Genomic DNA, 24,170 nt, shown 5'->3' with positions numbered 1-24,170 from the left:
AGCGCCCGCTCCCGCTCCACGAGCAGCGGCATCGCGTCGGACGCGGTCACCAACTCCCGCAACGGATACCGGGACAGCACCGCGTCCACCTCGGGTGACAACGCGGCCTTCAGGCGGTGGTGCACGGACAGCGTGTCGTCGCCGAGAGCCCGCGCCGCGGCCAGGACCAGGTCCCGCTGCGGCCCCTTGGGCACTCCCGCGGCAGCCCGCTCGTAGAGTTCGGCGCCCTCCTCCAGGACCAGGCCGGTGTCGATGCCCGCCGGGATCTTGACGGAGGCGGTGTGCCGCCAGGTCGCCAGCGGATGGCTCCACGCCTCCACGCGGAAGGTCCAGCGGCCGATGGCGTCCGGGGTGACCTCCGCGCCCCACAGGTCGCTGCCGGGGGACAGTTCGCGCATCGGGGTCCAGGGCCCACGGCGGCCCGTCGGATCGCGCAGGACGACATTGGCGCCGACGGCGTCGTGCCCCTCGCGGAACACGGTGGCCGTGACCTGGAACGTCTCTCCGGTCACCGCCTTCGCCGGGCGCTTGCCGCACTCCACGGCCGGCCGCACGTCACGTACCGGTACACGGCCGATGGCCGGGGTCCTGCGCATGGAACTCACCTCCGCCGTGCGCGAAGCCGGGCCTGAGGCCCGGCTTCTCGATCCGAGAAACGGTTCGGCTGCTGCCGCCCCGTGGGGATTGCCGAGTACGGTGCCACGTCAGGGGCTTGGCGCCGTGGAACGCCGCTCCGGTGGTGCCGGCCGGGCCGCCCGTCCCGACTGCGGCCGTCCGTCCTGGTCGCGCAGATAGCCGGCCAGGCTGGAGCGCAGATAGCGCTCCGCCGCGTCCGCTGCCTCCCGGGCGCAGCGCTTTCCCATCAGCACGCACAAGGTGTAGCCCGAGTCCTCGAAAGTGGCCCGGACCGTGCGGTCGTGGGGCTTGGCGAGCATCACGCGCTCCCACGCCCGGTAACGCCGCAACTGCCGGGCCACTTCGGCCTTGGCGGGTAGCAGCATGACCCTCTTCACCTTCCACGCTCTCGACTGGGCGCGTTCCCGACGGTCGGGTGGTGTCCGCGCAGGGGAGGGCACGGCACCGTTACGGCGATCGAGGCTTTCACTCATGGTGCACGTACGACCACGCAACGTCCTGTTGGATCTTCAACCATCCGCCGTTCGGGAGGCTCGTGTTGCACGAATGGCGTAGTGACCCCACTGTGGAGGTGACTCAGAAGCGATCGGCGCTCACGCTCGGTGTCCGGGGCACTCCCGGACACCGGCACGGGGAGCGGGAGCTTCGCGGGTGAGGAGCAAGCGACGATGAAGACCGCAGTGCCCTGCTACTACCACCTGGACGTGGAAGTCAGCCCGGAACGGGTGGGACAGGTCAGCCGCATCCTGGCCGCCCATCTCCGCTACTGGGACCTCGAGAACCTCGTGGTTCCCGTCTGTCATGGTGCCGAACTGCTGCTGCGCGCGATCGACGAGCACGCCTCGGACAAGGACACGTCGATCGAGATGTGGTGGAACGGCCAGCATCTCATCACGGCCGTCGGCGGCGACGACCGCGACCTTCGCCCGGACCAGGACCTGCGGGCGTGCCTGGCGGACATCGCCGCCATGAGCGACGGCTGGGGCTGCTGTGCCCCGGACGGCGGCGCCAAGATCATCTGGTTCTCGCAGCGCGCCCGCGCCGGGGAACGCGTCCCGCTGGTTCCGACCGCTCCGGCGCCGAGCCTGAGTCAGGGGCTCCAGGTGCCCCGCGAACTCCCGGTGCTCGCCCTGGCCGCCCCGGCGACCGCCGTGGACGGCGTCCTGGAGGGCGCCCGGTGACGGCACGGAAGTCCCGGAAAGGGGTGCCCGTCTGGAGCGGGCACCCCTACCCGTTGGGCGCCGCCTTCGACGGGCAGGGCACCAACTTCGCACTGTTCAGCGAGGTCGCCGAGCGCGTCGAGCTGATCCTGGTCGACGACGCCGGTACCCAGCGCCCCGTCCCCCTGAGTGAGGTCGACGGGTTCGTCTGGCACGCCTACCTGCCCGGCGTCGGCCCGGGGCAGCGCTACGGCTACCGCGTGCACGGCCCCTGGCAGCCCGGCCTCGGCCACCGGTGCAACCCGGCGAAGCTGCTGCTCGACCCGTACGCGCGAGCGGTGGACGGCCAGATCGACAACCACGCCTCGCTCTACGAGCGCGCGGCGGACGGCCCCTCCCCGGGGGACAGCGCCGGCCACTCGATGCTCGGCGTGGTCACCGACCCGTACTTCGACTGGGGCGACGACCGCCCGCCGCGGTACGCGTACGCCGACTCCGTCATCTACGAGGCCCACGTGCGGGGCCTGACCCGCACCCACCCGGACGTCCCCGAGCGGCTGCGCGGCACCTACGCGGGCCTCGCGCACCCCGCGGTCCTGGAGCATCTGACCTCGCTCGGCGTCACCGCGGTGGAGCTGATGCCGGTCCACCAGTTCGTGCAGGACGGCGTCCTGCAGGACCGGGGCCTCGCCAACTACTGGGGCTACAACACCATCGGCTTCTTCGCCCCGCACAACGCCTACGCCGCCTTCGGCAGCCTGGGCCAGCAGGTCGACGAGTTCAAGGCGATGGTGAAGGCGCTGCACGCGGCCGGCCTCGAAGTCATCCTCGACGTGGTCTACAACCACACCGCCGAGGGCAACGAGATGGGCCCCACGCTGTCCCTCCGGGGCATCGACAACGCCTCCTACTACCGCCTCGTCGACGGCGACTGGGGGCACTACTACGACACCACCGGCACCGGCAACAGCCTGCTGATGCGGCACCCCTACGTACTGCAGCTGATCATGGACTCGCTGCGCTACTGGGTCACCGAGATGCACGTCGACGGCTTCCGCTTCGATCTCGCGGCCACGCTGGCCCGGCAGTTCCACGAGGTGGACCGGCTCTCGGCGTTCTTCGACCTGATCCAGCAGGACCCGGTGATCAGCCGCGTCAAGCTCATCGCCGAACCCTGGGACGTGGGGGAGGGCGGCTACCAGGTGGGCAACTTCCCGCCGTTGTGGTCGGAGTGGAACGGCCGCTACCGGGACGCCGTACGGGACTTCTGGCGGGCGGAACCCGGCTCGCTCGGTGAGTTCGCCTCCCGGCTGACCGGCTCCTCCGACCTGTACCAGCACAGCCGGCGCCGGCCGCGCGCGAGCGTCAACTTCGTGACGGCACACGACGGTTTCACCCTCCGCGACCTCGTGTCGTACAACGACAAGCACAACGAGGCCAACGGCGAGGGCAACCGGGACGGCGAGAGCGCGAACCGGTCCTGGAACTGCGGTGCCGAGGGCGACACCGACGACCCGGCCGTCCTCGAACTCCGCGCCCGCCAGCAGCGCAACCTCCTCGCGACCCTGCTGCTGTCCCAGGGCATACCGATGCTCAGCCACGGCGACGAACTCGGCCGCACCCAGCGCGGCAACAACAACGCCTACTGCCAGGACAACGAAGTCTCCTGGGTCGACTGGAAGCTGACGGACGAGCAAAACACCCTCACGGACTTCACCCGGTACGTCATCGACCTGCGCGCCCGGCATCCCGTGCTGCGCAGGCGCCGCTTCTTCCACGGCGAGACCGCGACCAACGCCGCGCAGCCGCTGCCCGACCTGATGTGGCTGCGGCCCGACGCCCGCGAGATGACCGCCCGGGACTGGCAGCGCGAAGACGCCCACTCGGTCGGTGTGTTCCTCAACGGCGACGCGATCGCCGAACGCGACCCCTACGGCCGCCGCGTGCTCGACGACTCCTTCCTGCTGCTCCTGAACGGCTACTGGGAGCCGGTCGTCTTCCGCCTCCCCGACGAGTCCTACGGCGAGCGCTGGACGACCCTGATCGACACCGCCGAGCCGGACGGCATCCCCGACGAACGCGAACGCAAGGCAGGCACCCGACTCCGCGTGGAGTCCCGAAGCCTGATCGTGCTCTCGAGGCCGTCGCGCGGCGGGAGAAGGGGCCGACGGGGTTCGCCGCCGGTGACGTGATGTTGGATGGTCGTATGGCGAAACGGCGCAGGAAGCAGAGACCTCTGGTCAACGTGCCCGAGAGCGTCGTCCTGCTGGCGACACCGGACGGCTGGCGCCACAGCATCCGCACCGCGGACGGCGGGATGCTCTGCGGACGCCTCGACGGGGCGGGGGCCGAGGCGGAGGCCGAAGCGGCGCAGGCCGCTGTCGTCGCGCTGCTCAGGGACCTCGCCGGGGACGCAGGCGTCGAAGTGACCTGGGACCCCTCCCCGGATCAGGCCTCCTGGACCGGTCGGGTCGGGCCGGTCCGCTGAGGCTGCTCAGCGTGAGCGGCGGGACGTGACCGTGAACTGGGCGCCGTCCGGGTCCCGCAGGATCGCCTCGTCCTCCTGCTCGCTCAGGACGCTGCCGCCGTGCTTCTCGGCGGTCCGCGCGCAGCCCGCCACGTCGGCTACCGCGAAGTGGATCTGCCAGTGCGGCCGTACGGAGGGGTCGGGGGCCGACTCCGCCGCGCCCGAGTCGATGCGCGCCACCACGTCACCCCTGCTGCGCAGCACCACCTCGCCGCCCTCGTACTCGACCTCGCAGCAGCCCGGTTTGCCGGAGGCCCAGTCGAGGATCTCGCCGTAGAAGAGCGCCGAGTCGAAGGCGTTGCGGGTGTGCAGCCGGATGAAGGTGGGGGCGGCCCGCCGCCAGGCCTCCCAGTTGCCGACCAGCTCGCCCTCCCAGATCCCGAAGGTGGCCCCGTCCCGGTCCGCGAGCAGCGCCGCCCGCCCCGGCGGGAAGGACAAGGGCCCCACGGCCGCCGTACCGCCCCGCTCCCGGGCCCGGGACACCGCCTCGTCCGCGTCCGGCACGGCGAAGTACGGGGTCCAGGCCACCGCCATCTGCCACATGGCGGCGACCGCGGCGATCCCGGCGACCGGCACACCGTCGGCCAGCGCGATCCGGAAGTGCTCGCCGAGCTTGGCGCCGCGCCACCGCCAGCCGAGCAGCGCCGAGTAGAACTCCTGGGTGGCCGCCAGGTCGCGGCTGGTCAGGCTCACCCAGCACGGGGCACCGAAGACGGAGTGCGTGGAGATGATGTCCCTCGTCCTCGGTCCACTGCTGGCAGGCGTGTCATGGTTCATTGCAGTCGCGTCCTGGTCTCGGGGCCCGGCGCCTACCGGTCTGGCACCAGTGTCCAACCGGAACCGGGTGCGGTGCCTGTCGAGTACCCCGGTGGCGGGGGGCCAGGCGGGTGAGCACGATGGAGGCATGGGAGAGACGGAGCCCGACCGGATCGCCGAGCTGCAGGCCGAAGTGGACCAGTTGAAGGAGGCCGTGGCCTCCCACGCTGTCATCGACCAGGCCATCGGGATGATGGTCGCCCTCGGCCGGGTGACACCCGACCAGGGGTGGGAGGCGCTGAAGGACGTCTCCCAGCACACCAACATCAAGCTGCGCAACATCGCGGAGCTGATCCTGATCTGGGGCCGCCGGGGCGACATCCCGCCCGCGATCCGTGCCGCGCTGGAGGACGCCCTGGACCGGCACGGGCCCGTCCAGATCCCCGGGACCGCCGAGGCCATCCCCGCCGGCACGGAGGAGAGCCCGGGCAGCGTGGAGGACTGAGGGATCGGCCTGCGTCCGCGAGGTGCCGGACAGGCCCCGTCAGGTGCTCAGCCGGCCTCCGCGAGGTGCTCGGCCGGCGCCTCCGCGAGCAGCTCCTCCCGCAGTCGCTCGAAGCAGCCGCTGAGCAGCCGGGAGACGTGCATCTGCGAGATACCCAGCTGCTGGGCGATCCGGCTCTGCGTCATCCCGTCGAAGAACCGCAGGTAGAGGATGATGCGCTCACGCTCGGGCAGCGCCTGGAGACACGGCTTGACCGCGGCGCGGTCGACCACGAGGTCGAAGCCGGGGTCCGCCTCGCCGAGCGAGTCGCCGAGCGCGTACCCCTCCGTGCCGGACACCTCGGCGTCCAGCGACAGGGCCGAGAAGCACTCCAGGGCCTCCATGCCGGCGCGCACCTCGGCCTCGCTGAGCTTCGTGTGCGCGGCGATCTCGGCGACGGTGGGCGCCCGGCCGGGCGTGGTCTGCGCCAGCTCCTTGAGGGCGCCGCGGACCCGGTTGCGCAGATCCTGCACCCGGCGCGGCACATGCAGCGTCCACATGTGGTCGCGGAAGTGGCGCTTGATCTCACCGGTGACCGTCGGCACCGCGTACGCCTCGAAGGCACGGCCACGGTCAGGGTCGTAGTGGTCGACGGCCTTCACCAGGCCGAGGGCGGCCACCTGGTACAGGTCCTCCAGGGACTCCCCGCGGCCCCGGAACCGTACGGCGATCCGCTCGGCCATGGGCAGCCACAGGCGGACCAGCTCGTCCCGGAGCGCCTGGCGCTCGGGACCGTCCGGCAGCTGTGCGAGCCGCTCGAAGGACTCGGTCGTGTCGGGGGCGTCGTCATGGGGGTGAGGCTTCGTGCTGCCGGTGACAGGCATCGCGCGCACTTCCCTCAGCGGTCGCTGGATCCGGGCGTGCCTCCTGTCCGAAGCACTGTTGTGCGGATTCCCGCTGATGGGTAGATCAAACAATTCGGGTGATATCGGGCGTGAAGCGCGTTACCTCTGTAACAGAGGTAATCTTCAGGAGTGGAATCCGATTTCCCCCAGGAGCTGGCCGACGCGCTCGTACGGATCCAGCGGCTGATCCGGCGCCGGCTGCGCGGCGGGCTGACCCTGCCGCGGCTGAGCGGTGCCGAGGTGGAGCTGCTGCGGCTGGTCGAGGGCCGGCCCGGCATCGGCATCTCGGAGGCCGCCCGGGCCCTGCACCTGGCGGGCAACTCCGTGTCGACCCTGGTCAACCACCTCGTCCGGGACGGCTATCTGATCCGGGAGACGGACCCCGCCGACCGGCGGGCCGCCCGCCTGCTGCTCACCGAGGCCGCCGAGCAGCGGCTCGGGGACTGGCAGCGCCGCCGGGCCGAACTGGTCGGCCGGCACGTGGCCCGGCTGGACGAGGCCGACCGGGAGGCCCTGCGCGCGGCCCTGCCGGCGCTGCGCAAGCTGGCCCTCACCCTGCACGAGGAGGTCGAGGAGACATGACGAGCGACACCCCCGCCCCGCCCGCCGAAGCCGTCACCTGCACCCGTCTCGCCTACGCCTTCGGGGACACCAGGGCGGTCGACGAACTCGACCTGGCCGTCCGCGAGGGCGAGGTGTTCGGACTGCTCGGGCCCAACGGCGCCGGAAAGACCTCCGCGATCCGCTGCATCACCACGCTCCTCCCGGTGCCGGCCGGCATGGTCCGGGTCTTCGGGCACGACGTCGCCAAGGAGCGCATGGCGGTACGCCGCCTCCTCGGCTACGTCCCGCAGCAGCTGTCCGCCGACAGCGGGCTCACCGGACGGGAGAACATCGCCCTGTTCGCTCGGGTCTTCGACGTGCCGCGCCGCGAGCGGGGCGAGCGCGTCGCCCAGGCCCTGGCCGCCGTCGGCCTCGCCGAGGCCGCCGACCGGCTCGCCGGCACCTACTCCGGCGGCATGGTCCGCCGCCTCGAACTCGCCCAGGCCCTGGTCAGCGCGCCCCGACTGCTGATCCTGGACGAGCCCACCATCGGCCTGGACCCGATCGCCCGCACCGGCGTCTGGGAGCACATCAACGCCGTACGCGCCGCCACCGGCATGACCGTCCTGGTCACCACCCACTACATGGACGAGGCCGACCAGTACTGCGACCGGGTCGGCCTGATGCACCGCGGTCGCGTCCGCGCCCTGGGCACTCCGGCCGAGCTGCGCCGGGGACTCGCCGAACGCCGGGGCACGGACACCCTGCCCACGCTGGAGGACGTCTTCCGGGACGTCGCCGGCAGCGGCCTCGACTCCGCAGGAGGTTTCCGCGATGTCCGAAGCACCCGCCGCACCGCGCACCGCGTCGGCTGACCCCACCGCCGCCGGCACCGCCCTGCTGCTCACCCCGCCCCGGCCCCGCGCGGGCTGGCGCCTGCTGCCCGCCCGGGTCGCCGCGATGTGCGCCGTCGAACTGCAGAAGCTGCGCCACGACCGCACCGAGCTGTACACCCGCGCCGTCCAGCCCGCCCTGTGGCTGCTGATCTTCGGCCAGACCTTCACCCGGATCCGCGCGATACCCACCGGCGGCATCCCCTACGTCGACTACCTGGCGCCCGGCATCATCGCCCAGTCCGCGATGTTCATCGCCATCTTCTACGGCATCCAGATCATCTGGGAGCGGGACGCGGGCATCCTGAACAAGCTCCTCGTCACACCGACCCCGCGCTCGGCACTGATCACCGGCAAGGCGTTCGCGGCCGGAGTGAAGTCGCTGATCCAGGCCGTCGTGGTCGTCCTCATCGCCGCCCTGCTCGGCGTGGCCCTCACCTGGAACCCGCTGAAGCTGCTCGGCGTCGCCGCGGCCGTGGTCCTCGCCTCCGCGTTCTTCTCCTGCCTCTCGATGACCATCGCGGGCATCGTCCTCAGCCGCGACCGGCTGATGGGCTTCGGGCAGGCGATCACGATGCCGCTGTTCTTCGCCTCCAACGCCCTGTACCCCGTCTCGGTGATGCCGGGCTGGCTCCAGGCCGTCAGCAAGGCCAACCCGCTCAGTTACCAGGTCGACGCTCTGCGTGGCCTGCTGCTGGGCACGCCCGCCCACCTCGCCGCCGACTTCGGCGTCCTGGCGGTGGCCGCCGCCCTGGGCATCGCCGCGGCTTCCTCACTGCTCGGCCGGCTGGCCCGCTGATCTTGCCGCGGAGTGACATGCGGCACGCGGCCGCACCCCGCCCCGGGCCCCGTGACGGGATTCTTCCTGGGCAGCGCTTGATCACCGATCAAAGCGGGCGAACCCCCTGGCCACAGCGCATTCTGCTCATTTGACAGTGCGCTGAGCGCACAGATAGACAGCAGCTCTCTGAGGTCGAGAGGGGCACTGTGTACGAGCCGAACGTGGTCGGGGACTGGCACGAGTACGACGAGCATGCCGGTCTGCGGGTCCGCGTCCACCGCCTGGAGGCGGCCGAGCCGCCGCGCGGACGTGACGACGCCGCGGCCGGGCTGACGTACTTCAGTGTCCGGGTGACGGTCGAGAACCGCGGTGCGCAGCACTACGGCATCCATCTCGAGGACGGCCAGATGGACGTCCGGGTCGGCCCGGACGGGGAGGGCGCGTTCATCGACTGGCGCAACTCCCAGTTCATCGAGGGCTTCGACGTCTATCCGCTGCGCCGGGCCACCGCCGTGCTCTACGCGGCCGCCCCGGAGGCAGCCCTCACCCACGTGGACGTGCAGGTCCAGCTGCGGGTGGACGAGGAGTGGGCCGACCGCCGGCTGTGGACGGGCGGCATCGGCATCCTGGAGGCGACCACGGCCCCCGCCCCCGCGGGCGCCGCACAGGGCGGCCTGGCCCACCAGGTCAGCGCCTTCCTGAAGGACCAGACGGTGAAGGACCAGACGGAGCCCGGCACCGCCTGACCCGGTCAGTGCGGGATGCCGTCGATGATCTCCCGCGCCCCCTGCCGCAACAGCGCCACCGCGACCGAAGTGCCGAGCGTGGCCGCGTCCAGCCGGCCCGCCCACTCGTGGGCGTTCAGTCGCGTCTTGCCGTCCGGGGTGAACACGCAGGCCCGCAGGGAGAGTTCACCGCCGCGGTCCACGTGTGCGTAGCCGGCGATGGGGCTGTTGCAGTGCCCCTGCAGCACATGCAGGAACATCCGCTCGGCCGTGGCCTCCCGGTGCGTGGCCGGGTCGCCGAGCCCGCTGACCGCGTCGATCAGCTCGATGTCGCCCTCCCGGCACTGCAGGGCGAGGATGCCCGCACCGATCGGCGGCATCATCGTCTCCGGGGACAGCACCTCGCTGATCACGTCCTGGCGGCCGATCCGCTCCAGACCGGACACCGCGAGCAGCAGCGCGTCCGCCTCACCGGCGGCCAGCTTCTCCAGCCGGCGATTGGCGTTCCCGCGGAACGGCACGCACTCCAGGTGCGGGTGCGTGGCGGCCAGTTGGGCGACCCGGCGCACCGAGGAGGTGCCGATCCGGGTGCCGGCCGGCAGCTCGTCGAGGGTGAGCCCGCCCGGGTGCACCAGCGCGTCCCGGACGTCGTCCCGCTTCAGGAACGCGGCGAACACCGTGCCGGCGGGCAGTGGCCGGTCGGCGGGCACGTCCTTGACGCAGTGCACCGCGAGGTCCGCCTCGCCGGCCAGCAGGGCGGCGTCCACCTCCTTGGTGAACGCCCCCTTGCCCTCGACCTTGGACAGGTCGCCGAGCCACTTGTCACCCGTGGTCTTCACGGGTACGACCTCGGTGCGCACCCCTGGATGCAGCACGCCCAACTCGGCGCGCACGCGCTCGACTTGGGCGAGAGCCATCGGTGAGTCGCGGGACACGATGCGGATCAGTTCCGGGACGGACATGGGGGACACGATAGACCCTCGGGCGCCCTGCCCCGTCATGTCCCCCACCAAGAATCAGGCGTTCGAGAGCAGGTCAGGCGTTCGGGTCGAAGGGGATCCCGGGCGGCTCGGCCTTGGCCAGGTGGGAGGGGAAACTCGCGTCCTTCAGGCCGAAGTGGGCGCTGCCGAAGTCGTAGGTGCTCAGCTTGTCGCGCAGGCCCGCCGGATAGCCGTTCCAGCCGACCAGCGGCGGGTACTGCCAGGTGTGCTTGTGGTTCTCCGGCGGCTCGTCGTTCTCGTTGGCCAGCCGGAAGCAGTGCGTGCTGATGCCGTCCTTGTGGTACACGACCTTCGGGTGGCCGCCCTCGAAGCGGACCTTGGAGGCCGGGTGCACGGTGAACGAGCCGTGGTTGGACGTCGACACGTACCGCACCTGCCCGTCCTGCACCCACACCACCACGTGCTCCCAGTCGTGCCGGTGCCCGCCGATGCTGGTGCCGGGGAGCGCCTGGTCCTTCTCGAAGTACAGGCCGTACAGGTAGGCGCACCAGCCGTTGTTGCACTTGTAGCGCGAGTAGCTGTTGGTGTTGTCCAGGTCGGAGGCGTCGTGGCAGCTGCCGTTGAGGGCGCCCGTCGGCTTGAGGCCGCCGTTGATGGTGCCGTCCGGGCCGATCGCGGGCGTCGGGTAGCAGCCGTCGGTGTCGTAGTCGAAGGCCGGCTGGTACGTCAGCTCGGCGGGCTCGGCGTTCCTGGGCAGCGCGAGCGGCGGTGCGGCGAAGGCGACGGCCGGGAAGGCGACGACGAGTGCGGCGGCGCCGGCGAGCACGCCGAACCATCTGCCGGGCCGGACACGGGAGGTGAGCGACGGCACGAGGGTCCTCCAACAGCGGTGGGGGGCAAGGGAGTTCAGCATCCCGGGCAAAGGCTGCGCTGCCAAGAGATCACACGCGTCCCATGAGTGAAGCCCCGCAGAACACCTACTGCCCGCCCTCCGGGACGTCCGCCGCCGACTCCTCCGGGGTGAGGTCGGGGCGCAGCCGCAGCCACGACGGCTGGCGCAGCATCCCGGCCCGGGTCCGGGTGCTGTAGCTGACCTCGCCGACCAGCCGGGGCAGCACCCAGTGGGCGTCCGGGATCCGCGGCACCGGGTCGAAGGGGCACTCGGCGCTGGCGGCGGCCCGCAGCAGCGCCGCCAGCTCCGTCCGCTCCGCCTCGCTCCAGCCGGTGCCCACCCCGCCCACGTAGCGCAGCCGGCCGCCCGCCCGCTGGCCGACCAGCACCGCGCCGGGCAGCCCGGTCAGCCGCCCCTTGCCCGGCAGCCAGCCGCCGACGATCACGTCCTCGCTGCGCATGTTGCGGATCTTGATCCAGGCGCGGGAGCGCACCCCGGGCTCGTACACCGAGTCCAGCCGCTTGCACACCAGCCCTTCGAGACCGTGCTCCCGGGTCGCCCGGAGCGCCTGGGCGCCGTGCCCGGTCACCGCGGCCGGCGCCGACCAGTACGGCCCCGCCAGGCCCAGCTCCTCCAGCCGCGCCCGCCGCTCGGCGTAAGGGAGCCTGAGCAGTGGGCGCTCCAGATAGGGCACGTCGAACAGCACCAGGTGGACTGGTACCTGGGCGGCCCGGCGGGCCGCTCGCGCGGGGGAGTGGGCGAGACCCATCCGGCCCTGCAGCAACTGGAAGTCCGCCCGCCCCTGCTCGTCCAGGGCCAGCACCTCGCCGTCCAGGACGGCGGCCGTGCTGCCCAGGGCGCCGCCGAGCGGCCGGAGTTCGGGGTAGGCGCCGGTGATCTCCTCACCGGACCGGGCGCGCAGCAGCACGCTGCCGTCGCCGGGCAGGTAGACCATCACCCGCTGACCGTCCTGCTTGGTCTCGTACGCCCACCGTTCGTCCTGGGCGGCGGGCGGCAGCCTGCCCGGGGTGGCGAGCATCGGCGCAATCAACGGCAGGGTCACGGCGGTCACGGCAGAAGGTGTCGACCGCACCCGGCGCCGTCACGCGCCTTTCGTCACCAGTTCCCCTGAACGGGCCCGTCCGGTCGCCTCGGTGCCACCGGCGTCGACTGGCAGGCCGACGCCACGAGTTGGGTACGGTCCCGCGCAGCTCACGCGTGCTGCAGGTAGGCGAGTACGGCCAGCACCCGGCGGTGTCCGCTGTCGCTGGGCGGCAGCCCCAGCTTCAGGAAGACGTTGCCGATGTGCTTGCTGACCGAGCGTTCGGTGATGACGAGGGTCCTGGCGATGGTGGTGTTGTCGTGGCCCTCGGCCATCAGCTGCAGCACCTCCCGCTCGCGCGGGGTCAGCGCGTCCAGGGGCGAGTCCTCGCGCCGGGTCATCAGCTCCGTCACCACCTCCGGGTCGAGGGACGTGCCGCCGCCCGCGACCCGCTCCAGCGCGTCGAGGAACTCGTCGACCCGGCCCACACGGTCCTTGAGCAGGTAGCCCACTCCGCGGGCGCCACCGCTCAGCAACTCGGCCGCGTACGACTCCTCGACGTACTGCGAGAGCACCAGCACCGGCAGCCCGGGCAGGTACCGGCGCGCGTCGAGAGCCGCACGCAGCCCCTCGTCCCGGAAGAGCGGCGGCATCCGTACGTCCAGTACGGCGATGTCGGGGCGGTGGTCCAACAGTGCCGGAAGGATCTCCGGCCCACTGCCGACGACCGCGACCACCTCGTGCCCGACAGAGCTGAGCAGCAGCACCAGGCCCTCACGCAACAGCGCGTTGTCCTCGGCGATCACCACACGCACGGCAACTCCACCTTGGTCGCACCCTCGACGGGGCCGGCTGGTCATGGTCGTCGTAGAGCGCGGGGTCCGGCCCGGTGACGGACAGCGGGCCCCCAGGAGCGTTCGGCGGCTTCGCCGCGTTCCATTCGTCGGCCCGCCGCGTATTTCGTCCCGCACGCGCGGCCGTGGTGGCGATGCCCCGGCCGGGCGAGCCGCAGCGGCTGCCGCGGCCCGGCCCGGTCGAGCCCCCGCCGGGGCGAGCCGCGCCGCACGGTCTGCCCCGCCCGGGCAGCCCGCCGGTCCCCGGCCTGCCCTCGCCCTCCGGCGGATCGGCGGACCGGCGCCTCGTGACACCGCGGGACGGCCGGCCGCGCCAGTCGTGGTCGCCGCTCCACCAGAAGCACGCTCGCGCTTCCTAGCCCACCGTCTCGGCCGACGGCTCGGCCTGCGCCGGAGCCTCGGCCGTGCCGGCGGGGCGGTGGCGGGGGAGGAAGGAGGCGAGGACGAAGGCCAGGACTGCGGCGCCCGCGCCGATCGCCATGACGGCCTTGAAGCCGTTCTCGGACGGCAGCGCCTGGCCCCCGAGGCTGATCGTCAGCTGCGAGAGGATCACACCCGCGACCGCGCTGGCCACCGAGGTGCCGATGGACCGCATCAGGGTGTTGAGGCTGTTGGCGGCGGCCGTCTCCGACGCAGGCACGGCGCCCATGATCAGGGCCGGCATGGCGCCGTAGGCGAAGCCCACGCCCGCGCCGATGACGCAGGACACCAGGATCAGGTGCCAGACCTCGCTCATCAGCACGATGTCGAGGCCGTACCCGGCCGCCACGACGACCGCGCCGATCATCAGCGTGACCTTCGGGCCCCGCGACTTGGTGATCATGGCGGAGACGGGGGCCGTGGCCATCATCACCAGGCCCTGCGGCGCCATCACCAGACCCACGGTCAGCATGGACCTGCCCAGGCCGTAGCCGGTCTGCGTCGGCAGCTGCAGCAGCTGCGGCAGGACCAGGGACATCGCGAACATCGAGAAGCCGAACGCGATGGAGGCCAGGTTGGTGAACAGCACCTGGCGGCGGACGGTGGTGCGCAGGTCCACCAGCGGCTGCGCCGTACGCAGTTCGAAGAAGCCGAACGCCAGCAGGACCACGACCGCGAGGGCGAACAGGCCCAGCGTGGTGCCGCTGCCCCAGCCCCAGTCGGCGCCCTTCGAGATGGCGAGCAGCAGCGAGACCAGCCCGACCGCCATGCCGAGCGACCCGACGAGGTCGAAGCGGCCGCCGGTGCGCACGCGGGACTCCGGCACCAGGGTCAGCACCAGCGCGAAGGCGACGACACCGAGCGTGGCCGAGGTCCAGAACAGCACGTGCCAGTCGAAGTGGTCGGCGATGAAGGCGGCGGCGGGCAGACCGAGGGCGCCGCCGACCCCGAGCGAGGCGCTCATCAGCGCGGTCGAGCCGGCCAGCCGCTCCGGCGGGAGCTCGTCGCGCATGATGCTGATGCCCAGCGGCACCACGGCGGCCGCGAGACCCTGCAGGGTACGGCCGACGATCATCGGGACCAGCGCGTCGCTGAGCGCGCAGACCACCGAGCCGGCCACCAGCAGCACCAGGCTCACCAGCAGCAGGCGCCGCTTGCCGAACATGTCGCCGAGCCGGCCGGCCACCGGAGTGGCGACGGCGGCGGCCAGCAGCGTCGCCGTGACCGCCCAGGCCGCGTTGGACGCCGAGGCGTGCAGATAGACGGGCAGTTCCGGGACGATCGGTATCACCAGGGTCTGCATCAGCGACACGGTGATACCGGCCAGGGCGAGCACCGCGACCACGGCGTTCGAGCGTGACGGTGCGGATCTGCCGGCCTCGGCGGGCCGGACGGGAGCGTCGGACATGAGAGACGGGACCTTCCGTAGGGGGAGCGGTAGACTTTTTAAGTCAACTGCTTGACTTACTTTAGCGGCGTGAAAAGACGGTCCGGGCCGGGCCTGTCGGCCGAGGGTGCGGCGCGCCCCGTAGGCTGCCCTGGCTGGACCTCGCCGCCCCGGTCGAGGACCTGGGACGGTGCGCGGGACTGGCCGCCCCAGGGCGGTGCGCAGTCCCGGAGCGGTGGTGAGCATGGCGCGCAGGACGGTGCGGGCGGAACAGGTCAGCGCGACGCGGGAAGCGATCCTGGCCGCGGCGGAGCGGCTGTTCGCCGAGCACGGTGTGTACGCCGTGTCCAACCGCCAGGTCAGCGAGGCCGCCGGCCAGGGCAACAATGCGGCGGTCGGCTACCACTTCGGCACCAAGGCCGACCTGGTCCGCGCGGTGGCCCGCCGGCACGCCGCGCCCATCGAGGTGCTGCGGGAACGGGCCCTGACGGCCGCCGAGGGCTCCTCCGACGTGCGCGACTGGGTCGACTGCCTGGTGCGCCCGGTGACCGAGCACCTGGCCGGCCTCGGCAGCCCCACCTGGTACGCCCGGTTCTGCGCCCAGGTGATGACCGACCCGGCGCTGCACGAGATCATGGTCGAGGAGTCCCTGACCTCGCCGGCGCTGCGGGAGGCGATCGACAACCTGAACCGCACCCTGCCCGAGCTGCCCGCCGAGGTCCGGGCCGAACGCGGCCAGATGGTCCGGACGCTCATCCTGCACACCTGCGCCGAGCGGGAGCGGGCCGTCGCCGAGGGCACCCCGACCCCGCGTGCCACCTGGAGCGAGGTCGCCACGGGGCTCGCCGACGCGATCGTGGGGCTGTGGCTGGCGCCGGTCACTCGCGCCCGCTGACCCCTCAGGCACCGAAGGTCACCACGACCTTCTCCGCGGCCCCCGGCGTGAGCGCCAGTTCGAAGGCCCGGCCGGCAGCGGAGAACGGGACCCGGTGGCTGATGAGCTTCGCGAAGCGCTCGTGGTGCTCGACGAGCTGCGGCGTGACCTCGAAGATCTCCGTCGGGTAGCCCTGGGAGGCGACGAGCGTCAGCTCGCTGCGCAGCATGCCCCCGAGATCGATCTCGGACCCCTTCTTCTGTACGGCCACCATGACCAGCTTGGCGCCCCACTTCGCCGAGGCCACCACGGTGTTGAAGACAGCGGCGGCACCGGCGGCGTCGATGTGGACGTCGGTGCCGGGCCGGGGCTGGCCGAGCGCGTTGGCGGCCTCGCCGTGCAGCTCGGTCAGGCGCGCGATGACGTCCTCCTCGGCGGAGTTGATCACTGCGTCCGCGCCGACGTCGAGCGCCTTCTCCAGGCGTCCGGGCAGGACGTCGACCACCACCACGTGCTCGACCCCGCGCAGCTTCAGCCAGATGGTGGCCCCGAGCCCGATCGGCCCGGCGCCGAACACCACCACCTTGTCCCGCGGCCGGGCCTCGGACCGGTTGACGCAGTGCAGGGCGACCGCCATCGGCTCGTTGAGGGAGGCGACGTCGAAGGGCACGGTGTCGGGGAACACCGCGACACTCCGGCCGACCGTGGCGTTCTCCACCAGCAGGTACTCGCTCATGCCGCCGTACCGGCCGCCGCAGCCGATGATGCCGGTGGGCGCGTCCTGCGGATTGACGACCACACGGTCACCGGCCTTCAGCTCGGTGACCTCGGCGCCGACCTCGACGATCTCGCCGGCCGGCTCGTGCCCCAGGGCGACCGGGACCAGCTCGCCGCCCAGATGTGCGTGGGCCGGCATGCCGCCCATGTGCAGGAAGGTGACGTCGGTGCCGCAGATCCCACAGGCGCGGATCTTCACGAGCACGTCCTTCGGACCGGGCACGGGACGCTCGACGTCCACCACCTCGACCTTGCCGACGGCGCCGGTCTGTACGGACTTCATGGTGGCCATGGGGCGACTCGCTTTTCGGAGGTGAAGGGGGAGTGGGGTGGAGTGGGACCCTGAGCGGGCTTGCTTGAGTTAGGCAAGCATATGTGAGTTACTTGAGTCAAGCAATCTCATTACCATCGCGTCGACCTGCGCAACGGGGTCACGGTCACCGAAGTGACCGAGGAGGGCGTGCGGCTCGGGGACGGCCAGGAGGTCGAGGTCGACGAGATGCTTGTCGCCGTCGGCTCGCTGCCGAACACGGAGTGGCTGACGGGCAGCGGGCTCATCGTGGCCGACGGGGTGGTCTGCGACGAGTACTGCCAGGCGGCACCCGATGTGTACGCGGCCGGGGACGTGGCCCGCTGGCACCACCCGCACTTCGGGGTGTCGATGCGGCTCGAACACCGGACCAACGCGGCCGAACAGGGCATGGCCGCAGCCCGGAACCTGCTCAACCCCGAGGCATGCAAGCCGTTCGCGCCGGTGTCGTACTTCTGGTCGGACCGGTACGACCTGAAGATCCAGGCGTACGGGTACCTGCCCGGACACGACGAACTGGCCGTTGTCGACGGGGACTTGACCGACAGCCGCTTAGCCCTCGCCGTCGGTATGCCGCCCAGGGTGATCCGGAGATGGCGGCAGGCCGTCGCGGCGGGGGCGAGCTGGGGGGAGGTGGTGGGCTGACCGGCATGTGATGTGGGGTGGTGGGCTGGGTTCGCGGCGGGCGCGAGCCGGGTGGAGTTGGTGGCTGGGTCCGTTCCGGGCGCCGGCCGGCCGGAGTTGACGGGTCGATCCGCGGCCGGCGCGAGTTGAGAGCCCGCGGTGCGCTGGGCCCGCGTCGGGCGCGAGGCGGCTGGGTGCGGTGGGGGTGGGCTGTGCCGGGCGCGAGGCAAAGCGGTGGGGCCGAGTCCGTTGTGGGTGCGGCCGAGGTGCTCGGCGACGTCCTCAAGAAGGTCCTCGTCCGACGCGTCCGGCCGACGGCCCTGGACCACCCCCGCGTCGGCCGGATGAGTCGGCGTGGGCCGGTCTGCGTCCCGGCCCGCACCAGGGCGAGCGTCAGTTTCGTGTAGTCAGCATGCTGGTCGCGTTCGCGGCGACGACCGCGCCGATGCCTGCCCACTCCGGCGCGCCGAGCCCCTGGCCGAGGACGATCCAGCCGACCACGGCCGCGAGCACCGGATTGACGCTCATGAAGAGCCCGAAGGTCTGCGCGGGCACGGTTCGCAGGGTGAGCAGGTCGGCGAGGTACGGCACGGCCGAGGAGAGCACCCCGGCGGCCACGGCGCACAGCACGGCACCGCCCGTGGGCGTGTGTCGTACGGCGACGACGATGCCGACCGGCAGGAAGGCCAGCGCCGACACGCCCGCGGCGGCGGCCGCGCCCTGGGCGCCGGGGATGCGGCGGCCGACGACCCGGTTGAGCAGGATGTACGAGGCCCAGCAGCAGGCCGCCACCAGGCCGAGGCCCATACCCACGTAGTCGGTCGAGGGCTGTGGGCGCATCAGGACCACGACCCCGGCCGCCGCCAGCACCGCGCACCCCGCGTCCAGCCGGCGCCGTGATGCGGCCAGGGCGATGACGAGCGGGCCGAGGAACTCCAGGGTCACCGCGAGCCCCAGGCCGATCCGGTCGACCGCGCTGTACAGGGTGAGGTTCATCGTGCCGAAGACCGCAGCCAGCAGGAGCACCGGCCACCACTGGCTCCAGGCGAAGGACCGAAGGCGCGGTCGGGCGACGGCCAGCAGGACCAGTGCGGCGACGTACTGGCGCATCGCGACCACGCCGAGGGGGCCGAGCACGGGGAAGGCCAGCGCCCCGATGGCCGCGCCGGTCTGGTTGGACAGACCGCTGCCGAACATGGTGGCCACCCCGGCCGCCCGCCGGGCCTGCGGCGCGGAGCCGGACGCAGTGGTGGGCCCGGTCGCGGCGGCGGTCGCGGCGGCAGGGCGTTCGAGGGCTTGAGGCATGCCTGGATGGTGCGCCGCCAGGATGCTTACGCAAAATGCATACTCGGGCCCATCTATACGCTGAGCGTATGCATGAAGCCGACATCGACCTGCGCCAGCTCCGCTGCCTCGTGGCCATCGTCGACGAGGGCACCTTCACCGACGCGGCCATCGCCCTCGGCGTCTCCCAGGCCGCCGTCTCCCGCACCCTCGCCTCCCTCGAACGGGCCCTGGGCGTACGGCTGCTCAGGCGCACCTCGCGCGCGGTCACCCCGACCGCGACCGGGCTGCGCGTGGTGGCGCAGGCCCGGCGGGTGCTCGCGGACGTGACCGAGCTGGTCCTGGAGGCCACCTCGGGGCACGAGCGGGTGCGGATCGGCTACGCCTGGTCGGCGCTCGGCCGCCACACCGTGGCCTTTCAGCGGCGCTGGAGCGCCGCACACCCCGACACCGACCTGCATCTGGTGCGGGTCAACTCCCCGTCCGCGGGGCTGGCCGAGGGCGCCTGTGATCTCGCGGTCGTCCGCAGGCCGCTGGACGACCGGCGCTTCGACTCCGCCATCGTCGGCCTGGAACGGCGCCTGTGTGCGCTCGCCGCTGACGACCCCCTCGCCAGGCGCCGCTCGGTCCGGCTCGCCGACATCGCCGGGCGCACGCTCTTCATCGACCGCCGCACCGGCACGGCCACGCCGGAGCTGTGGCCGCCGGACGCCCGGCCGGCCGTGGAGGAGACGTACGACGTCGACGACTGGCTCACCGTCATCGCCGCCGGACGCGGCATCGGCGTGACGGCCGAGTCCACCGCGAACCAGTACCCGAGGCCCGGCATCGTCTACCGGCCGGTGCGCGACGCCGAACCCGTCGCCGTGCGCCTCGCCTGGTGGCGGGACGATCCGCACCCCGCCCACCCGGCCGTGCGCGAACTGCTCACCGAGCTGTACCGGGCGGGCTGAGGCGCCGACAGAAAGCGCGAACAAAATTGTTGACAATCTTGTTTGGCTAGATTTACGTTCGACAGGCACTCACTCAGGGAGGGCACGATGCCGAAGGAAGCCCGTCCGACCACCGGAGAGCAGGCCAAACAGCATGCGCTCGCGCAGCTGCGGCAGGCGATCCTGCACGGCGAGATGGCACCGGCCCAGCGGCTGGTGGAGAACGAACTCGCCGAGCAGTTCGGTGTGACGCGGGCCAGCATCCGGGCGGCACTGATCGATCTGGAGGCACAGGGACTGGTCGAACGGATCCGCAACCGCGGCTCGCGGGTGCGGGTGGTGACCGTGGAGGAAGCGGTCGCGATCACGGAGTGCCGCATGGTCCTGGAAGGACTGTGCGCGGCGAAGGCGGCCGTCGCGGCGAGCGACGAGCAGCTGGCCGGACTGACCGACCTCGGCACGGCGATGCAGAAGGCCGTCGCCGACGGCGAGCCGGTGACGTACTCCGAACTCAACCACCAACTCCACGACCGGATCCGGGAGATCTCCGGACAGCGGACCGCTGTCGAGCTGCTGGAGCGGCTGAATGCCCAACTGGTCCGCCATCGCTTCCAGTTGGCGCTCAGGCCGGGGCGTCCCCAACAATCCCTGAACGAGCACCTGGCGATGATCGAAGCGATCAGGGCCAGGGACCCGCAGGCGGCCGAAGCGGCCGTCCGCGCCCACCTCGCCAGCGTGATCGAGGCGCTCAGCGACTGACGCACCGCGCGCGGGACTCGGGGCGGGCGCACACCTGTCCATCGAGGCGAGGGCACCGCAGGGGCACACCCCTGCGCTGAACCGAGCCTGAAAAGGGAGATTTCCGCAATGACGCACGCCCATGCGCCGTGCCCCCCACCCCACCACGTTCGACCCTGGTCGTGACCGCGCACGCCGGGGACTTCGTGTGGCGCGCGGGCGGAGCCATCGCCCTGGCAGCCGCCCGCGGGGAGAGGGTCACCATCGCATGCCTCACCTTCGGCGAGCGCGGCGAGTCCGCCAAGGCGTGGCGCGAGGGGAGGACCCTGGCGGAGATCAAGGCGATACGCCGGGCCGAGGCCGAGGAGGCCGCCGCCACGCTCGGCGCCGAGGTCCGCTTCTTCGACGCCGGCGACTACCCGCTCGTCGCCGATGCCGAGTTGACCGACCGGCTCGTCGCCGTCTTCCGCGAGACCCAGCCCGACGTGGTGCTCACCCACCCGGTCGAGGACCCCTACAACGGTGACCACCCGGCGGCCAACCGCATGGCGCTTCAGGCGCGGGTCCTCGCCCAGGCCATCGGCTACCCCGGCCCCGGCGAGATCATCGGCGCCCCGCCCGTCTTCTACTTCGAGCCCCACCAGCCCGAGATGAGCGGCTTCCGGCCCGAGGTCCTGCTCGACATCACCGAGGTGTGGGACACCAAGCGCAAGGCCATGGAGTGCCTCGGCGCCCAGCAGCACCTGTGGGACTACTACACCGACCTGGCCGTCCGCCGCGGCGTCCAGCTCAAGCGCAACGCGGGCCCCAACCTCGGTCTGCCGCACAAGACCATGGCCGAGGCCTACATGCGCCCCTACCCGCAGGTCGCCAAGGAGCTGGTATGAGCGGCGTGATCGTCACCGGCCCGCCCAAGGCCGACGCCGAGGACGTCGAGGCCCTCGCCGGGTACGGCGTGGCCACCGTGCACGAGGCCATGGGCCGCACCGGACTCCTGCCGGCGCGGCTGCGCCCGGTTCAGCAGGGCACCCGGGTCGCGGGCACCGCGGTCACCGTGCTGTCCTGGCCCGGCGACAACCTCATGATCCACGCGGCCGTCGAGCAGTGCGGCGAGGGCGACCTGCTGGTCGTCACCACCACCTCGCCCTCCACCGACGGCATGTTCGGCGAACTGTTCGCCACCGCGCTGAAGCGGCGGGGCGTGCGCGGCCTGGTCATCGACGCAGGCATCCGCGACACCCGGGAACTGCGCGAACTCGGCTTCCCCGCCTGGTCGGCCGCCGTCTCGGCGCAGGGCACCGTGAAGGCGACCGGCGGCTCGGTCAACGTACCCGTGGCCGTCGGCGGTCAGCCGGTCCGGCCCGGTGACGTGATTCTCGCCGACGACGACGGAGTCGTGCTCGTGCCGCGCGAGAAGGCCCGCGAGGCCGTCGAGGCGTCCGCGGCCCGGGAGGCCAAGGAGGCCGCCTCCCGCACCGCCTTCGTCGAGGGCCAACTCGGCCTGGACCGCTACGGGTTGCGGGAGAAGCTCGCGCAACTGGGCGTCACGTACACCAGGTACGAGGAGTACGTCCGGGATGGGGCCTACGTCAGGGATGAGGACCACGCGCGGCGCGGAGCCGGGGCGTGAGCGGTCCCACCGAGGTGCGCTGCATGCTGATGCGCGGCGGCACCTCCAAGGGCGCCTACTTCCTGGCAGAGGACCTGCCCGCCGACCCGGAGGCCCGCGACGACCTGCTGCTGCGGATCATGGGCAGCCCCGACCCGCGCCAGATCGACGGACTCGGCGGCGCCCACCCGCTCACCAGCAAAGTGGCCGTCGTCTCCGCGTCCGGCGCCCCGGACGCCGACGTGGACTACCACTTCCTCCAAGTGGCCGTGGAGCGCAGCGAGGTGAGCGACCGTCAGAACTGCGGGAACATCCTCGCCGGAGTCGGCCCGTTCGCGGTCGAGCGGGGGCTCGTGGTCCCCGGTGACGGCGAGACCTCCGTCCGCATCCGCATGCTCAACACGGGGGAGCGGGCCGTCGCCGCCTTCCCCACCCCGGGCCGGCGCGTCGACTACACCGGTGACGCCGAGATCTCGGGCGTGCCCGGCACCGCGGCCCCCGTGGTGATCGAGTTCCCGGGCGGGGACACCCCGCTGCTGCCGACCGGCAGCGTCCGCGACACCGTCGCCGGTACCGAGGTGACCTGCGTGGACAACGGGATGCCGACCGTGCTCATCCCGGCGACCGCGCTGAACGTCACCGGATACGAGGAACCGAAGGACCTGGAGGAGGACCTGGTGCTCACCGAGCGCCTCCAGGAGATCCGGCTGGAGGCCGGGCGGCTGATGGGACTCGAGGACGTGGAGACCGCCACCGTCCCCAAGCTCACCCTGCTCGCCCCGCCCCGCAACGGCGGCGCAGTCACCACCCGCACCTTCATTCCCGTCCGCTGCCACACCTCCATCGGCGTTCTCGGCGCCGCGAGCGTGGCGGCCGGGCTGCGGCTGCCCGGCGGGGTGGGGGAGGGGATCGCCCGGCCGCCCGAGCGAGGCGACCGTGTCCGCATCGAGCACCCCACCGGCTTCCTGGACGTCGAGACGGCCGTCGACCCGGCCGCCTCCCCGCCCACGGCGCGTCGTACCGCCGTCGTCCGCACGGCCCGAAAGATCATCGACGGCATCGTCTTCGCACGTGCCGCCGCCCCTGCACCCGGACAACCCCTTGGAGGCAACGATGGCTCCGCCGCTCGGTGACATCGCCCATATCGGCCACGTCGAGCTGTTCACCCCCGACCTGGACGCCAGTGTCGCCTTCTTCACCGACTACCTGGGGCTCACGGTCAACGGGGAGGACGGCGACACCGTCTACCTGCGCACATTCGACGACTACGAGCACCACAGCCTCGTCCTCACCGCCCGGGACCGGCCCGGCCTGGGCCGGCTCGCGCTGCGCACCTCCGGCGAGGAGGCCCTCCACCGCCGTATCAGGGCGATCGAGGCGGCAGGCGGCAAGGGGCGCTGGGCCGAGGACGAACCCGGCCTCGGCGCGCTGTACGTCACGACCGACCCGGACGGCCACGAACACGCCCTGTACTGGGAGAGCGAGCACTACCAGGCTCCCGACGAGCTGAAACCGGCGCTGAAGAACCAGCCGCAGGCCAAGCCCAACCGGGGCGTGGGGGTGCGGCGACTCGACCACGTCAACTTCCTCGCCGCCGACGTGCTCGCCGGCGCCGAGTTCCAGGAAAACGTGCTCGGCGCCCGGCCCACCGAGCAGATCCGGCTCGACACCGGGCGCATCGCGGCCCGCTGGCTGACCTTCACGAACAAGTCCTACGACGTCGTGTACACGGAGGACTGGACCGGTTCGAGCGGCCGGCTGCACCACATCGCCTTCGCGACCGACACCCGTGAGGACATCCTGCGCGCCGCCGACCTCGCGATCGACACCGGCGTCTTCATCGAGACCGGCCCGCACAAGCACGCCATCCAGCAGACGTTCTTCCTCTACGTCTACGAGCCCGGCGGCAACCGCATCGAGCTGTGCAACCCGCTCACCCGACTCGTCCTGGCCCCGGACTGGCCGCTCATCACCTGGACCGAGGCCGATCGGGCCAAGGGAGAGGCCTGGGGGCTGAAGACCATCGAGTCCTTCCACACCCACGGCACACCGCCGGTGGGCTGACCGCCGACGCCC

The 24,170-nt window shown here is 72.1% G+C and carries 26 protein-coding genes and 1 pseudogene; 16 read left to right on the top strand and 11 right to left on the bottom strand.

Features of this window, described 5'->3' with window-relative positions; all coding sequences use genetic code 11:
• Together ACFY3C_RS34505 and ACFY3C_RS34500 are read right to left on the bottom strand one after the other, a co-directional pair.
• The coding region (locus tag ACFY3C_RS34505; RefSeq protein ID WP_386578862.1) for a maltotransferase domain-containing protein at positions 1-596 on the bottom strand (596 nt) is incomplete at its 3' end.
• Positions 597-704: 108 nt separating this feature from the next.
• The gene (locus tag ACFY3C_RS34500) at positions 705-1,001 is read right to left on the bottom strand and encodes a DUF5133 domain-containing protein (protein ID WP_386578860.1); all 297 of its coding nucleotides are present in this window, start codon (positions 999-1,001) and stop codon (positions 705-707) included.
• 303 nt (positions 1,002-1,304) lie between these two features.
• On the opposite strand from ACFY3C_RS34500, the gene ACFY3C_RS34495 reads away from it, so the two are divergent.
• Genes ACFY3C_RS34495 through ACFY3C_RS34485 form a run of 3 tightly spaced genes read left to right on the top strand, consistent with a single transcriptional unit; the run spans position 1,305 to position 4,284 of the window.
• On the top strand, positions 1,305-1,817 hold the full coding sequence (locus ACFY3C_RS34495) for a pep a2 (protein WP_386578858.1): 513 nt from the start codon (positions 1,305-1,307) through the stop codon (positions 1,815-1,817).
• A 23-nt stretch (positions 1,818-1,840) separates the two neighbouring features.
• Positions 1,841-3,988, top strand: coding sequence for a glycogen debranching protein GlgX (glgX, locus tag ACFY3C_RS34490; protein ID WP_390773601.1), 2,148 nt, complete (start codon positions 1,841-1,843; stop codon positions 3,986-3,988).
• A 14-nt stretch (positions 3,989-4,002) separates the two neighbouring features.
• Positions 4,003-4,284, top strand: coding sequence for a hypothetical protein (locus ACFY3C_RS34485; protein ID WP_390773593.1), 282 nt, complete (start codon positions 4,003-4,005; stop codon positions 4,282-4,284).
• 6 nt (positions 4,285-4,290) lie between these two features.
• Here the strand turns inward: ACFY3C_RS34485 and ACFY3C_RS34480 are convergent, their stop codons facing one another.
• Positions 4,291-5,100 carry a VOC family protein gene (locus ACFY3C_RS34480; RefSeq protein ID WP_386578854.1) on the bottom strand — a complete coding sequence of 270 codons (810 nt, stop codon included), beginning with the start codon at positions 5,098-5,100 and terminating at the stop codon, positions 4,291-4,293.
• 127 nt (positions 5,101-5,227) lie between these two features.
• On the opposite strand from ACFY3C_RS34480, the gene ACFY3C_RS34475 reads away from it, so the two are divergent.
• Positions 5,228-5,584 carry an ANTAR domain-containing protein gene (locus ACFY3C_RS34475; RefSeq protein ID WP_390773592.1) on the top strand — a complete coding sequence of 119 codons (357 nt, stop codon included), beginning with the start codon at positions 5,228-5,230 and terminating at the stop codon, positions 5,582-5,584.
• A 47-nt stretch (positions 5,585-5,631) separates the two neighbouring features.
• On the opposite strand, the gene ACFY3C_RS34470 is transcribed toward ACFY3C_RS34475, so the two are convergent.
• Positions 5,632-6,447, bottom strand: coding sequence for an RNA polymerase sigma factor SigF (locus ACFY3C_RS34470; RefSeq protein ID WP_386578850.1), 816 nt, complete (start codon positions 6,445-6,447; stop codon positions 5,632-5,634).
• 150 nt (positions 6,448-6,597) lie between these two features.
• Here ACFY3C_RS34470 and ACFY3C_RS34465 point away from each other — a divergent pair, with 150 nt between their 5' ends.
• The 4 genes from ACFY3C_RS34465 to ACFY3C_RS34450 all read left to right on the top strand — a co-directional run bounded on the left by ACFY3C_RS34465 (position 6,598) and on the right by ACFY3C_RS34450 (position 9,431).
• Positions 6,598-7,050, top strand: a complete 453-nt coding sequence (locus ACFY3C_RS34465; protein WP_390773591.1) for a MarR family winged helix-turn-helix transcriptional regulator — start codon at positions 6,598-6,600, stop codon at positions 7,048-7,050.
• Complete coding sequence (locus tag ACFY3C_RS34460; RefSeq protein ID WP_390773590.1) at positions 7,047-7,886, top strand: ABC transporter ATP-binding protein; 840 nt, start codon at positions 7,047-7,049, stop codon at positions 7,884-7,886. The genes ACFY3C_RS34465 and ACFY3C_RS34460 overlap by 4 nt, the downstream gene beginning before the upstream one ends.
• Positions 7,846-8,703 (top strand): ABC transporter permease, encoded by an 858-nt coding sequence (locus tag ACFY3C_RS34455; RefSeq protein ID WP_386578845.1) that lies wholly within the window; start codon positions 7,846-7,848, stop codon positions 8,701-8,703. The genes ACFY3C_RS34460 and ACFY3C_RS34455 overlap by 41 nt, the downstream gene beginning before the upstream one ends.
• Before the next feature lie 188 nt (positions 8,704-8,891).
• Positions 8,892-9,431 (top strand): hypothetical protein, encoded by a 540-nt coding sequence (locus tag ACFY3C_RS34450; RefSeq protein WP_390773589.1) that lies wholly within the window; start codon positions 8,892-8,894, stop codon positions 9,429-9,431.
• A 5-nt stretch (positions 9,432-9,436) separates the two neighbouring features.
• Here ACFY3C_RS34450 and hemC read toward each other — a convergent pair whose 3' ends face one another.
• The 5 genes from hemC to ACFY3C_RS34425 all read right to left on the bottom strand — a co-directional run bounded on the left by hemC (position 9,437) and on the right by ACFY3C_RS34425 (position 14,967).
• The gene (gene hemC, locus ACFY3C_RS34445) at positions 9,437-10,372 is read right to left on the bottom strand and encodes a hydroxymethylbilane synthase (protein ID WP_390773588.1); all 936 of its coding nucleotides are present in this window, start codon (positions 10,370-10,372) and stop codon (positions 9,437-9,439) included.
• Between the two features lie 73 nt (positions 10,373-10,445).
• Positions 10,446-11,222 carry an NPP1 family protein gene (locus ACFY3C_RS34440; protein WP_390773587.1) on the bottom strand — a complete coding sequence of 259 codons (777 nt, stop codon included), beginning with the start codon at positions 11,220-11,222 and terminating at the stop codon, positions 10,446-10,448.
• A gap of 106 nt (positions 11,223-11,328) precedes the next feature.
• Complete coding sequence (locus tag ACFY3C_RS34435) at positions 11,329-12,306, bottom strand: ATP-dependent DNA ligase (protein WP_386578867.1); 978 nt, start codon at positions 12,304-12,306, stop codon at positions 11,329-11,331.
• Positions 12,307-12,455: 149 nt separating this feature from the next.
• Positions 12,456-13,100 (bottom strand): LuxR C-terminal-related transcriptional regulator, encoded by a 645-nt coding sequence (locus ACFY3C_RS34430; RefSeq protein WP_390773586.1) that lies wholly within the window; start codon positions 13,098-13,100, stop codon positions 12,456-12,458.
• Between the two features lie 394 nt (positions 13,101-13,494).
• On the bottom strand, positions 13,495-14,967 hold the full coding sequence (locus ACFY3C_RS34425) for an MFS transporter (protein WP_390773585.1): 1,473 nt from the start codon (positions 14,965-14,967) through the stop codon (positions 13,495-13,497).
• Between the two features lie 223 nt (positions 14,968-15,190).
• On the opposite strand from ACFY3C_RS34425, the gene ACFY3C_RS34420 reads away from it, so the two are divergent.
• Positions 15,191-15,841 (top strand): TetR/AcrR family transcriptional regulator, encoded by a 651-nt coding sequence (locus ACFY3C_RS34420; RefSeq protein ID WP_390773584.1) that lies wholly within the window; start codon positions 15,191-15,193, stop codon positions 15,839-15,841.
• 4 nt (positions 15,842-15,845) lie between these two features.
• Here the strand turns inward: ACFY3C_RS34420 and ACFY3C_RS34415 are convergent, their stop codons facing one another.
• Positions 15,846-16,889, bottom strand: a complete 1,044-nt coding sequence (locus ACFY3C_RS34415; protein WP_390773583.1) for a zinc-binding dehydrogenase — start codon at positions 16,887-16,889, stop codon at positions 15,846-15,848.
• 102 nt (positions 16,890-16,991) lie between these two features.
• On the opposite strand from ACFY3C_RS34415, the pseudogene ACFY3C_RS34410 reads away from it, so the two are divergent.
• A pseudogene (locus ACFY3C_RS34410) lies at positions 16,992-17,552 on the top strand (FAD-dependent oxidoreductase); the annotation flags it as partial.
• A gap of 372 nt (positions 17,553-17,924) precedes the next feature.
• Here the strand turns inward: ACFY3C_RS34410 and ACFY3C_RS34405 are convergent.
• Entirely contained in the window at positions 17,925-18,737 is an 813-nt protein-coding gene (locus tag ACFY3C_RS34405) for a DMT family transporter (RefSeq protein WP_390773600.1), read from the bottom strand.
• Between the two features lie 167 nt (positions 18,738-18,904).
• Here ACFY3C_RS34405 and ACFY3C_RS34400 point away from each other — a divergent pair, with 167 nt between their 5' ends.
• The 6 genes from ACFY3C_RS34400 (at position 18,905) to ACFY3C_RS34375 (ending at position 24,158) form a co-directional block, all read left to right on the top strand.
• Positions 18,905-19,768: a LysR family transcriptional regulator gene (locus ACFY3C_RS34400; protein ID WP_390773582.1), complete on the top strand. Its 864-nt coding sequence runs from the start codon at positions 18,905-18,907 to the stop codon at positions 19,766-19,768.
• Between the two features lie 87 nt (positions 19,769-19,855).
• Positions 19,856-20,506, top strand: coding sequence for a GntR family transcriptional regulator (locus ACFY3C_RS34395; RefSeq protein ID WP_390773581.1), 651 nt, complete (start codon positions 19,856-19,858; stop codon positions 20,504-20,506).
• A 128-nt stretch (positions 20,507-20,634) separates the two neighbouring features.
• Complete coding sequence (locus ACFY3C_RS34390; RefSeq protein ID WP_390773580.1) at positions 20,635-21,372, top strand: PIG-L deacetylase family protein; 738 nt, start codon at positions 20,635-20,637, stop codon at positions 21,370-21,372.
• Positions 21,369-22,115, top strand: a complete 747-nt coding sequence (locus ACFY3C_RS34385) for a 4-carboxy-4-hydroxy-2-oxoadipate aldolase/oxaloacetate decarboxylase (protein ID WP_390773579.1) — start codon at positions 21,369-21,371, stop codon at positions 22,113-22,115. The genes ACFY3C_RS34390 and ACFY3C_RS34385 overlap by 4 nt, the downstream gene beginning before the upstream one ends.
• On the top strand, positions 22,112-23,227 hold the full coding sequence (locus ACFY3C_RS34380) for a 4-oxalomesaconate tautomerase (RefSeq protein ID WP_390773578.1): 1,116 nt from the start codon (positions 22,112-22,114) through the stop codon (positions 23,225-23,227). Before ACFY3C_RS34385 ends, ACFY3C_RS34380 begins: the two co-directional genes overlap by 4 nt.
• Positions 23,208-24,158, top strand: a complete 951-nt coding sequence (locus ACFY3C_RS34375) for a VOC family protein (protein ID WP_390773577.1) — start codon at positions 23,208-23,210, stop codon at positions 24,156-24,158. Before ACFY3C_RS34380 ends, ACFY3C_RS34375 begins: the two co-directional genes overlap by 20 nt.
• Positions 24,159-24,170: the final 12 nt, after the last annotated feature.

The organism is Streptomyces sp. NPDC001410 (genome assembly GCF_042895235.1).
Classification (GTDB): domain Bacteria; phylum Actinomycetota; class Actinomycetes; order Streptomycetales; family Streptomycetaceae; genus Streptomyces.
Note: the sequence above shows the minus strand (reverse complement) of the source record. Positions and strands in the feature narration are given on the sequence as shown.

Excerpts from the sequence above, each read along its gene's own strand:
- ACFY3C_RS34500 (WP_386578860.1), bottom strand. The coding sequence starts at position 1,001 with ATGCTGCTACCCGCCAAGGCCGAAGTGGCCCGGCAGTTGCGGCGTTAC.
- ACFY3C_RS34495 (WP_386578858.1), top strand. The coding sequence starts at position 1,305 with ATGAAGACCGCAGTGCCCTGCTACTACCACCTGGACGTGGAAGTCAGC.
- ACFY3C_RS34485 (WP_390773593.1), top strand. The coding sequence starts at position 4,003 with ATGGCGAAACGGCGCAGGAAGCAGAGACCTCTGGTCAACGTGCCCGAG.
- ACFY3C_RS34480 (WP_386578854.1), bottom strand. The coding sequence starts at position 5,100 with ATGAACCATGACACGCCTGCCAGCAGTGGACCGAGGACGAGGGACATC.
- ACFY3C_RS34475 (WP_390773592.1), top strand. The coding sequence starts at position 5,228 with ATGGGAGAGACGGAGCCCGACCGGATCGCCGAGCTGCAGGCCGAAGTG.
- ACFY3C_RS34470 (WP_386578850.1), bottom strand. The coding sequence starts at position 6,447 with ATGCCTGTCACCGGCAGCACGAAGCCTCACCCCCATGACGACGCCCCC.
- ACFY3C_RS34460 (WP_390773590.1), top strand. The coding sequence starts at position 7,047 with ATGACGAGCGACACCCCCGCCCCGCCCGCCGAAGCCGTCACCTGCACC.
- ACFY3C_RS34455 (WP_386578845.1), top strand. The coding sequence starts at position 7,846 with ATGTCCGAAGCACCCGCCGCACCGCGCACCGCGTCGGCTGACCCCACC.
- hemC (WP_390773588.1), bottom strand. The coding sequence starts at position 10,372 with ATGTCCGTCCCGGAACTGATCCGCATCGTGTCCCGCGACTCACCGATG.
- ACFY3C_RS34425 (WP_390773585.1), bottom strand. The coding sequence starts at position 14,967 with ATGTCCGACGCTCCCGTCCGGCCCGCCGAGGCCGGCAGATCCGCACCG.
- ACFY3C_RS34420 (WP_390773584.1), top strand. The coding sequence starts at position 15,191 with ATGGCGCGCAGGACGGTGCGGGCGGAACAGGTCAGCGCGACGCGGGAA.
- ACFY3C_RS34415 (WP_390773583.1), bottom strand. The coding sequence starts at position 16,889 with ATGGCCACCATGAAGTCCGTACAGACCGGCGCCGTCGGCAAGGTCGAG.
- ACFY3C_RS34400 (WP_390773582.1), top strand. The coding sequence starts at position 18,905 with ATGCATGAAGCCGACATCGACCTGCGCCAGCTCCGCTGCCTCGTGGCC.
- ACFY3C_RS34395 (WP_390773581.1), top strand. The coding sequence starts at position 19,856 with ATGCCGAAGGAAGCCCGTCCGACCACCGGAGAGCAGGCCAAACAGCAT.
- ACFY3C_RS34385 (WP_390773579.1), top strand. The coding sequence starts at position 21,369 with ATGAGCGGCGTGATCGTCACCGGCCCGCCCAAGGCCGACGCCGAGGAC.
- ACFY3C_RS34375 (WP_390773577.1), top strand. The coding sequence starts at position 23,208 with ATGGCTCCGCCGCTCGGTGACATCGCCCATATCGGCCACGTCGAGCTG.